Source organism: Luteimonas kalidii (assembly GCF_029887935.1).
GTDB lineage: Bacteria > Pseudomonadota > Gammaproteobacteria > Xanthomonadales > Xanthomonadaceae > Luteimonas > Luteimonas kalidii.
The window spans coordinates 44,915-53,679 of sequence record NZ_JARXRO010000014.1 but is presented as its reverse complement, the minus strand read 5'-3'; the positions used below and the strand labels follow the sequence as shown (position 1 = coordinate 53,679).

The window sequence follows — 8,765 nt, the reverse complement described above, 5'->3', positions numbered from 1 at the left end:
ATCGCTACGCAAGACCCGGATGCGCTGCGCTTATCCGGGCTACGCGCTGCGCCAACGGCCGCCTCGCCTCATTCCCCGAGCAACCGCGCCATTTCCGCGTCCTTCTCCTGCCACAGGCCGTTCATCCAGTGCTGGAAGCGGATGCGGAAGGCGCGGTCGTTCTGATAGTCGCCGTGCAGCAGTTCGGCGGGAATCGGGCGCTGGCGCACGTGGACGTGGACCATCGGTACGCGGTCGGCCAGCAGATCCATCATCGAAGGCCGGCCGCCGGGATAGGCGATGGTGACGTCCAGGATCGCATGCAGGCCTTCTCCCATCGCATCCAGCACGAACGCCACGCCGCCCGACTTGGGCTTGAGCAGGTGCCGGTACGGGGCGCCCTGCCGGGCATGCTTGGCGGGCGTGAACCGGGTGCCCTCGACGAAATTCATGATCGCCACCGGCATGTCGCGGAACTTCTCGCAGGCGCGGCGGGTGGTCTCGATGTCGCGGCGGGCCAGCTCGGGGCGCCGCGCGATCTGCTTCGGCGTGTGCCGCCCCATGAACGGGAAATCCAGCGCCCACCACGCCAGCCCCAGCAGCGGCACCCAGAACAGCTGCCGCTTGAGGAAGAAGCGCATCAGCGGGATGCGCCGGTTGAACACCTTCTGCAGGATCACGATGTCCACCCAGCTCTGGTGGTTGGCCAGCACCAGGTAGTGGCCGTCGCGCCGCAGGGCCGCGTCCTCCTGCACCTGCACGCGCGTGCGCAGCAGCCGTTCCGCCATCGCGCTGTTCGCCCCGATCCAGCTCTCCGCGATCGCGTTCAACACGGCGTTGCAGGCCTTGCGCAGGCGCGCGAAGGGCAGCGCTGCCTTGACCAGCGCGACCGCCAGCAGTGGCACCACGTGCACCACCGTACTGGCCGCAATCACGAGGAGGATCAGCGCTGCACGCAGGGAGGACATGGGGAGGGACGCGTTGCGACGGGGCGCCCATTGTCGCGGAAACCGGGCAGGGGCTGCAGGCCGCCCGTTGGCCGGCGTCGGGGGGACGGCTCAGCTGCGCCGCCCGGTGCCGGGCCATGACAGCCCGACCACGGCCGCCGCGCTAGGGTGGCGATCACTTCTTCCAGGACCTGCGGATGTCCAGCGACCCCAAGTCCGTCCTCGCCGCCGCCAACGAAGCCGTGAGTCGCGGCGACCACGGCGGTTTCCTCGCCCACTGCACCGACGATGTGGTCTGGCATTTCATCGGCGACCGTACCATCGAAGGCAAGCCGGCCGTCAGGGCGTACATGGACGAGACCTACATCCAGCCGCCGGAGTTCGATGTCGAGCTGATGATCGCCGACGCCGACCACGTGGTGGCCATCGGGCGGATCACGCTGATCGATGCCGACGGCAAGCGCTCCACCTTCGACTACTCCGACGCCTGGCGGCTGCGCGACGGCAAACTCGCGGAACTGCGCGCCTTCGTCGTCGAGGCCGACGGCGCCTGACGCCCGCGGCAGACGCTCCCATCCGCGTCCCGGCAGGGGTATCCCTGCGTAGCCCGGATAAGCGCAGCGCATCCGGGACACTTCGCACCCGGCGCCAGGCGACGCGCCCCGGATGCGCTGCGCTCTTGCGTTTACATGGGGCAGGACCCGGCCATTCCCGGGCCGCCCGCGTGCCTGACCCCAGGCTCCCCCACGCATGCGATGTCGTTGACGCACGCTGCCACGGCGCGCCGATGACTGGAAACGCGCATGACGTCGGACTCATGGCGCGGTCGCGTCCGCGCTGACGACTCCGCGATCGCGGCGCGGCTATCCTGTCGTGCCCTCCACGAATACGTCCTACATGACCCCTCGCCTGCTCCGCTTCGCGCTCCTCCTGACCGCCGTGCTGCTGGTGGCATGCGGCAGCCCTGCGCCTTACACCGGCGGGGAGGTGCCCGACCTGCAGCGCATCGACCTGACCGTGGGCGAGGGCGCGCCCGCCGTCGTCGGCAACGAGGTCAGCGTGCACTACACCGGCTGGATCTACGAGCAGGACGCGCCCGACAGGCGTGGCCGCAAGTTCGACAGCTCCCGCGATCGTGGCCAGCCCTTCGTGTTTCCGCTTGGCGCCGGCCGTGTCATCCGGGGCTGGGATGAAGGCGTCGCGGGCATGCGGGTCGGCGGCACGCGCGAACTGCACATCCCCGCCTGGCTCGGCTACGGCGCTGCCGGCGCCGGCCGCGCGATCCCGCCTGGCGCGTCGCTGGTGTTCGAGGTGGAGCTGCTGGCAGTCGGCGAATAGCGTCACGCGTCGCCGAGTTCAGCCCCCGGTCCTTCAAGACACCCGTAGCCCGGATAAGCGAAGCGCATCCGGGAGCGGTGGCTGCAACTCGAAAGGCGGGACCCGGATGCGCTTCGCTTATCCGGGCTACGGTGTCGGCGCGGAGGTACCGGCTGCGAACAGTTCCAGGAACTTCAGCGCCAACGGGTTCTTCTCGACCTCCGCCACCTGGAGGCGGTTGCCCCAGTGCAGGCCGTCGGTGTTTCCCAGGGCGACCAGGGTCAGGCCCTTGGCGGGAACCTTCAGCAGCAGGCCGGCGTAGGCATCGGGCCACCAGCCGCCGTGCCACACGAGCTGCTGGCCGCGCCACTGCTGGGTCCACCAGCCGTAGGCGTAACTCGCGGGCGTGCCATCGGGTTCGGTCGGCGGCGTCCACATCTGCTGCAGCAGCGCCGCGGGCAGGATCCGTCCGTCGTCGAGCGCCAGCGAGTACTCCGCCAGCCCGCGTGCGCTGGCAATGATGCCGCTGGAGGCATTCATTTCCGGGTTCGGCAACACCGACGGCGCCAGCCCGTCCTCCTCGTCCTTCGCGATCCGGAACGGCGGCGCCAGGTGCACCAGTGCCATCGCCCCTTGCGGGTCGCGCCAGCCTGCGGCGATGTCCTTCAGGCCCGCCTTGTCGATCACGTAGCGCCGCACCCAGTGATCGAAGGGCCGGCCGGTGTGTTCCTCCACCCAGTTCGACAGCCGTCCGAACACGATCGGGTTGTAGAGGAAGTTGCTTCCCGGGGTTCCGAGCACCCGCATCTGCAGCACCTGGCGCAGGCTGAAGCGCGCCGTGCAGTCGATCTTCGGCGGCACGTAGCCATCGTCCAGTGCGACGCCGCCGCCGAAGATGTTGCCGCTGGTGGCCAGCCACTCGCAGCGATCCGGCCAGTCGGACAGGTCGGTGAAGGCGTCGTCCAGGTCGATCAGGCCGTCCGCCTCCATCGCCAACAGCGTCGCCGCGCTGAAGGTCTTGGTGATGGACGCCACCAGGTAGGTGGTGTCCGGCGTGGTCGGTTCTTCGGCATCGTGGTCCTGCCAGCCGAAGCCCTCCGCGGCGACGATGCGTCCGTCCCTGGCGATGGCGTAGGAGAAGCTGAGCACCCCGCGCTCGGCGCGGTACGCCTGCGCGAACGCCTTGAAGTCCGCCAGCGTCTCCTCATCCGGGGCCGCTTGCGCCTGGAGCGGCCCCGCCAGCCCGAGCAACGCGATGAACACGACGCTTCGCAGCATGGCGCTTCCCCGTTGCGCCCGGCATGGACGCGCGTCCGATTGAAGCAGAGCCGGGGCCCGCGATCCACCGCTTTCGATGTCCGCCGCTGCGGGATGTCGATCCGCGGCCCCACCTACGTCGGACCTGCAACGGACGGATCACGCGTTCATCGCCCGCTGCCTGGAGACTCCGATGCTGACCCTGCCCCACGTCGTGCAACGCCCCGCTACGCCCTACATCGCCCTGAAACGGGAAGTGATCCTGCCGTTCGACGACGAGATTCCCGCGATCCTGGACAGGCTGTTCTCCCACCTGCGCGCGAACGGCCTGGAGCCCGCCGGACCGGTGTTCTTCAAGCACACGGTGGTCGACATGCCGCGGCTCGAGATGGAGTTCGGCGTGCCGCTGGCGCATCCGGTGGCCGCCGGGGGCGATTTCACGGGCGGAATGCTGCCGGCCGGACGGTACGCCGAGATCGACTACTTCGGCCCCTACGACGATCTGATCACCGTCAACGCCGTACTGATCGGCTGGGCCCGCCATTCGGGGCTGGCGTTCGACAGCCGACCGCAGGCGGACGGCGAGTGGTTCGCGCATCGTGCGGAGATCTACCACAACAGTCCGGACGAGGAGCCGGATCCCGCCAGGCTGCACACCACGGTCACGATCAGGTTGCAGGATTAGTACCGACCCCGACCTCGCCGGCTTGCGTTCGCCGCCTGCTCCCGCACTGTCGAATTCCCGCCTAATTGTCCGTCGGGTACCCGGATGCCTCGCCCGTTCCGCACCCGAATGCGTACAGCCCGCTCCCGTGGTCGCAAGCCTACCCGCTGACGGGGCGCGCATTCACAACGCGCCCGCGCACGCAGGCCAGGGAACCCGCCACCGCACCACCCACCCCGCCCCACCAACAAGGAGATGACATGAAGATCGTGACCAGCCTGAGCTTCCAGGGCCAATGCCGTGAAGCGTTCGAGTTCTATGCGCAGGTCCTGGGCGGCAAGATCACCGCCGCCATCCCCTATGCCGACGCACCGCCGGGCATGCCGATCACCAACGAGAAATACAAGACCTGGCTCATGCACTGCTGGCTCGACGCCGGGGACCAGTCGCTGATGGGGGCCGACATGGACGTCGACTGGGCACCCGACGTCGACAAGCCCAAGAACGGTTTCGATGTGACCCTGCACACCGACGACATCGACCAGGCCAGGCGCTGGTTCGAACAGCTATCCGAAGGCGGCCGGCAGGTGATGGCGTTCGAGGAGACCTTCTGGTCGCCCGGTTTCGGTTCGCTGGTCGACCGCTTCGGAGTGCCGTGGATGGTCAACACCGTGCCGGCGGGGGACTGGAAGCCGGCGAAGGGCTGAGCTCCGGGCGGGAGCAGGCGTCTTTGCACACCGGCTCCCGTTCCCGACACGGCGCGCCTTCCCGACGTACCAAGACGGCACGGGGTCATCGCCACGACACGAGGACCGAGCCCGCGACCATGCTTCGACCGCCGACTGTGGGGAAGCCCCGCGCACCGGCCGCACTGCCGGGGAACACGCCGAAACCGACGCCAGCGAACCCGCCCGCGAGAAGGCGCGCGCGGCCAAAGCGCTCTTCGACCGGACCCGCATGCGCACCTTGCGTCGCAAGCCGCGTTTCAGCACGCGAACGGGCACGGACAGGTGCCCATGGCACTGCAGGTTGTGCGTCGGTTACGGGGGCTCCGTTGGCCGGCCCCAACCGGTCGCGCGGCCTGGCGGGGGCAGGACGGGGGCGAAACCCGCACCCGCGCCCTGCCGCGGCCCGCATCGATCCGGGTCCGGTCAGGGTTCCACGTGCACGACGGTTCGCGCATAGCGGGCCAGCGAAGGCGAACCCTTGTCGCTCACCCGCAGGATGAGGTGGAGGGCGACGGGCTTGTCGACCTTGGGCGCTTGGATCCAGGTCGTATCCCCGTTGGCCAGATGCGGCAGGCTGCCTTCGAAACCGCCGGCCTCCGGGTACCAGAACCAGTGGAAGCCCAGGCTGTCTCCATCGGGATCGGAACTCCCGCGCGCGCTGAGGACCATGCCCTGGCCCGACTTGAGCGTGAGTCGCGCCGACTGGCCCAGCACCACCTGCGGCGGATGGTTGGCGTCGGCGTAGGGCTGGATGGTCCAGTCCATGCGCGCGGCAAAATCATTCTGGAAATCGTCCCGCCATCGCCACAGCGACACCAGCGCATCCCGGTACCGGGGTTCGCTGTCGCGAACCGGGCGGCCGTATTCGGCCTGGACCGGGGGCGCGTACGCGTCGATGGCGTTGGTCCAGATGGGCCGCGTTTCCGGCCCGTGGCTGGTGTCGTTGAGCATCGTGTCGCCGGAAGGAATGTACAGCCGGTAGCGGCCACCCCAGCCGCCCCAGTCCGGTCGCTCCGGCGTGTTCAGGCCATTGGGGATCAGGTGCAGGAAGGCGGGCGTGTCGCCCTCCAGTCCCCATACCACGTCCGGATACAGCGCACCCAGCGGGCCGTGTCCCTGCTGGATGTGCTGCGCCAGCCACGGGTTGCCGACGGTGGTGTTGTCGATCCCGTCGATGGTGCGGCCCATGGCGTTCCAGGTGGCCTGGCCGTAGTCGTCGCCCGGCGTGACGATGTAGAAGACCTGCGGAAATTCCCGGCGCAGCCAGATCCCGGCATCGTCCTGGTCGGAGATCGCGTAGACCCGCAGCTTCGCCAGCAGCCGGTCGAGTTCCTGCGCACTGCGCGTGCGCTTCAGGCTGTGCAGCGCCTGGGCCAGTGTGTTGGCCCCGCCCCAGACCGAGACCCAGAGAGGGCGCGGATCCTGGCGCTCCAGTGCCTGGATGATCAGGTCCGATCCAGCGGTGTCCTTGCCGTCGCCCACGCCCTGCATGCCGTAGACGGGGACACCTTCGGCGATGACCTGCTCGAGGCGCTCGGCTTCTGGGTACCGGTCGTCGTGCTTCACCAGGTTGGGCTGCACCCTGGCGTAGCCGTCCACCAGGCGATGGATCGACGCCGGCATGGGGGACGAGCGCCTGTGCGTGGACGTCGTGGCCACCAGGCCCTCGATGTCGATCTCGTTCGAATACAGGAACAGGCGGATCAATGACTGGGTGTCGTCCGGATCGGCCTCGATGTCGGTGAGGACGACGAGCCTTTGCCGCGTGTCGTCGGCGTCGTGCGTGTCGGGCGCGATGCCGGCGGCACACGTGGGCATGGCGCCGCACAGGGCGATGGCAGTGCACAGCAATCGGACGATCACAGCGGGCATCTCTCGTTCGAAGAGGGAAATGTAAAGCCATCGGGCCATGGGGTCACGGACGTACACCGGGACTGCCCGGGACTGCCGGGGATCCAGCCGCCAAGACGCATTCGACACTCGCCGATCCTCGAACCTGGCCGCGCGTCCCGCAGGGCACGGCAGTGGATGCCGTACCATGGCGCCCGCGGCAGGCCCTGCCCCGCCCGGTCACCCGCGCGAGCGCTCGCCGCCTCGCCCCGCGCCACTCCGATCCGAATCCGTTGCCCATGAACACCCCGCTCCGCGCCTCCAGTGCAGAAGGCGACGCCACCCTGCCCGACCGCGCCCGCATCGCGCTCGAGGTGCTGGAAGCGATCCGCGACGACCGCCGCCTGCTCGACGCGCTGCCCGAGGCCGACCGCATCCGCCTGCTGCAGGCGGTCGCACTGGTGCACCATCCCGAACCGCGCGCGCGGCGCAAGCAGGCGAAGACCGACGCCCGCGAACGCGCCCGCGAGAAGGCGCGCGCAACTGAAGCGTTGCTCGACAAGACCGGCATCCGCACCCTGCGCCGCAAACCGGTGTTCACCACGCCCAACTACTTTCCGCCGCAGCCGCCCGGGCAGCACGACCCGCGCAACAACGCGGCCGATCCCGTCTCGCACGGCGAGTCGCCCGAACTGCTGCACTGCTACGTCTGCAAGCGCAAGTACACCCAGGTCCACCACTTCTACGACCAGCTGTGCACGGAATGCGCCGAGCTCAATTTCCGCAAGCGCACCGAAACCGCGGACCTCACCGGCCGCGTCGCCCTGCTGACCGGCGGGCGGGTGAAGATCGGCTACCAGGCCGGCCTGAAGCTCCTGCGTGCGGGCTGCACGCTGATCGTGACCACGCGTTTCCCGCGCGATTCGGCGCAGCGCTACGCGCAGGAGCCCGACTTCGGCGACTGGGGTCACCGGCTCGAGGTGTTCGGCCTCGACCTGCGGCACACGCCCAGCGTCGAAGCGTTCTGCGCGGAGCTCATCGCCACCCGCGACCGGCTCGACTTCATCGTCAACAACGCCTGCCAGACCGTGCGTCGTCCACCGGCGTTCTACGCGCACATGATGGAAGGCGAAACCGCTGCCCTGCACACCCTGCCCGAGCACGTGCGCAAGCTGGTAGGCGGCTACGAAGGCCTGCGCGCGGCGGACCTGCTGCCGGGCGGCAGCCAGTCGCTGGTCACCGGCGCGTCCGCAGCCACGCCCGCGGGGCTGGCACGCGCGGCGGAACTGTCCCAGGTGCCGCTGCTGGCAGACGAACTGCTCGGCCAGGCGCACCTGTTCCCGGCTGGGCGCGTCGACCAGGACCTGCAGCAGGTGGACCTGCGCGGGCGCAATTCCTGGCGCCTGCAGATGGACGAAGTGCCCGCGATCGAACTGCTGGAAACGCAGCTGGTCAACGCGGTGGCGCCCTTCATCCTCAACGCGCGCCTGAAGGCGCTGATGCTGCGCACGCCGGCCGGTGAGACACCGCGCCGCGACAAGCACATCGTCAACGTCTCGGCGGTCGAAGGCCAGTTCTACCGGAACTTCAAGACCACCAAGCACCCGCACACCAACATGGCCAAGGCCGCGCTGAACATGATGACGCGCACCGCGGCCGCCGATTACCACGGCGACGGCATCCACATGAACGCCGTCGACACCGGCTGGGTGACCGACGAGGATCCGGTGGAGATCGCCGCGCGCAAGATCATCGAGGAACGCTTCCATCCGCCGCTCGACATCGTCGACGGCGCCGCCCGCATCGTCGACCCGATCATCGACGGCATCAACACGGGCAACCACGTCTGGGGCCAGTTCCTGAAGGACTACGCGCCGACGGACTGGTGAGGGTCGACGAGCGGTTCATTCCCGGAGACGGTACAGAAGCAGGGGCCCGCGTGATCGTGCCTGCCCACTTCGGCAATCCGGCGTCCCGAGCGCCGCGTGCGTGCAAGACCCTGGGCCCTGAGCATCACGACGGCGCCCTCCGGCTCCACACCCG

General features: G+C 69.0%; 8 protein-coding genes. 5 read left to right on the top strand and 3 right to left on the bottom strand.

The window, feature by feature from the left end:
• Positions 1-68: 68 nt before the first annotated feature.
• Complete coding sequence (locus tag QFW81_RS05775; protein ID WP_280577699.1) at positions 69-947, bottom strand: 1-acylglycerol-3-phosphate O-acyltransferase, YihG family; 879 nt, start codon at positions 945-947, stop codon at positions 69-71.
• 176 nt (positions 948-1,123) lie between these two features.
• Between QFW81_RS05775 and QFW81_RS05770 the strand changes: the two genes are divergently transcribed.
• Together QFW81_RS05770 and QFW81_RS05765 are read left to right on the top strand one after the other, a co-directional pair.
• Entirely contained in the window at positions 1,124-1,480 is a 357-nt protein-coding gene (locus QFW81_RS05770) for a nuclear transport factor 2 family protein (RefSeq protein WP_280577698.1), read from the top strand.
• Between the two features lie 343 nt (positions 1,481-1,823).
• A complete protein-coding gene (locus tag QFW81_RS05765; RefSeq protein ID WP_280577697.1) occupies positions 1,824-2,264 on the top strand; it encodes an FKBP-type peptidyl-prolyl cis-trans isomerase in 441 nt (146 codons plus the stop codon).
• Positions 2,265-2,390: 126 nt separating this feature from the next.
• Here the strand turns inward: QFW81_RS05765 and QFW81_RS05760 are convergent, their stop codons facing one another.
• Positions 2,391-3,521, bottom strand: a complete 1,131-nt coding sequence (locus QFW81_RS05760) for a serine hydrolase domain-containing protein (RefSeq protein WP_280577696.1) — start codon at positions 3,519-3,521, stop codon at positions 2,391-2,393.
• Positions 3,522-3,693: 172 nt separating this feature from the next.
• Here QFW81_RS05760 and QFW81_RS05755 point away from each other — a divergent pair, with 172 nt between their 5' ends.
• Both QFW81_RS05755 and QFW81_RS05750 read left to right on the top strand, forming a co-directional pair.
• On the top strand, positions 3,694-4,185 hold the full coding sequence (locus QFW81_RS05755) for a GyrI-like domain-containing protein (RefSeq protein WP_280577695.1): 492 nt from the start codon (positions 3,694-3,696) through the stop codon (positions 4,183-4,185).
• A gap of 239 nt (positions 4,186-4,424) precedes the next feature.
• A complete protein-coding gene (locus QFW81_RS05750) occupies positions 4,425-4,871 on the top strand; it encodes a VOC family protein (RefSeq protein WP_280577694.1) in 447 nt (148 codons plus the stop codon).
• A gap of 444 nt (positions 4,872-5,315) precedes the next feature.
• On the opposite strand, the gene QFW81_RS05745 is transcribed toward QFW81_RS05750, so the two are convergent.
• Positions 5,316-6,710 carry a DUF1593 domain-containing protein gene (locus tag QFW81_RS05745; RefSeq protein WP_280577693.1) on the bottom strand — a complete coding sequence of 465 codons (1,395 nt, stop codon included), beginning with the start codon at positions 6,708-6,710 and terminating at the stop codon, positions 5,316-5,318.
• 311 nt (positions 6,711-7,021) lie between these two features.
• Here QFW81_RS05745 and QFW81_RS05740 point away from each other — a divergent pair, with 311 nt between their 5' ends.
• Entirely contained in the window at positions 7,022-8,611 is a 1,590-nt protein-coding gene (locus tag QFW81_RS05740) for an SDR family oxidoreductase (protein WP_280577692.1), read from the top strand.
• Positions 8,612-8,765 lie beyond the last annotated feature (154 nt).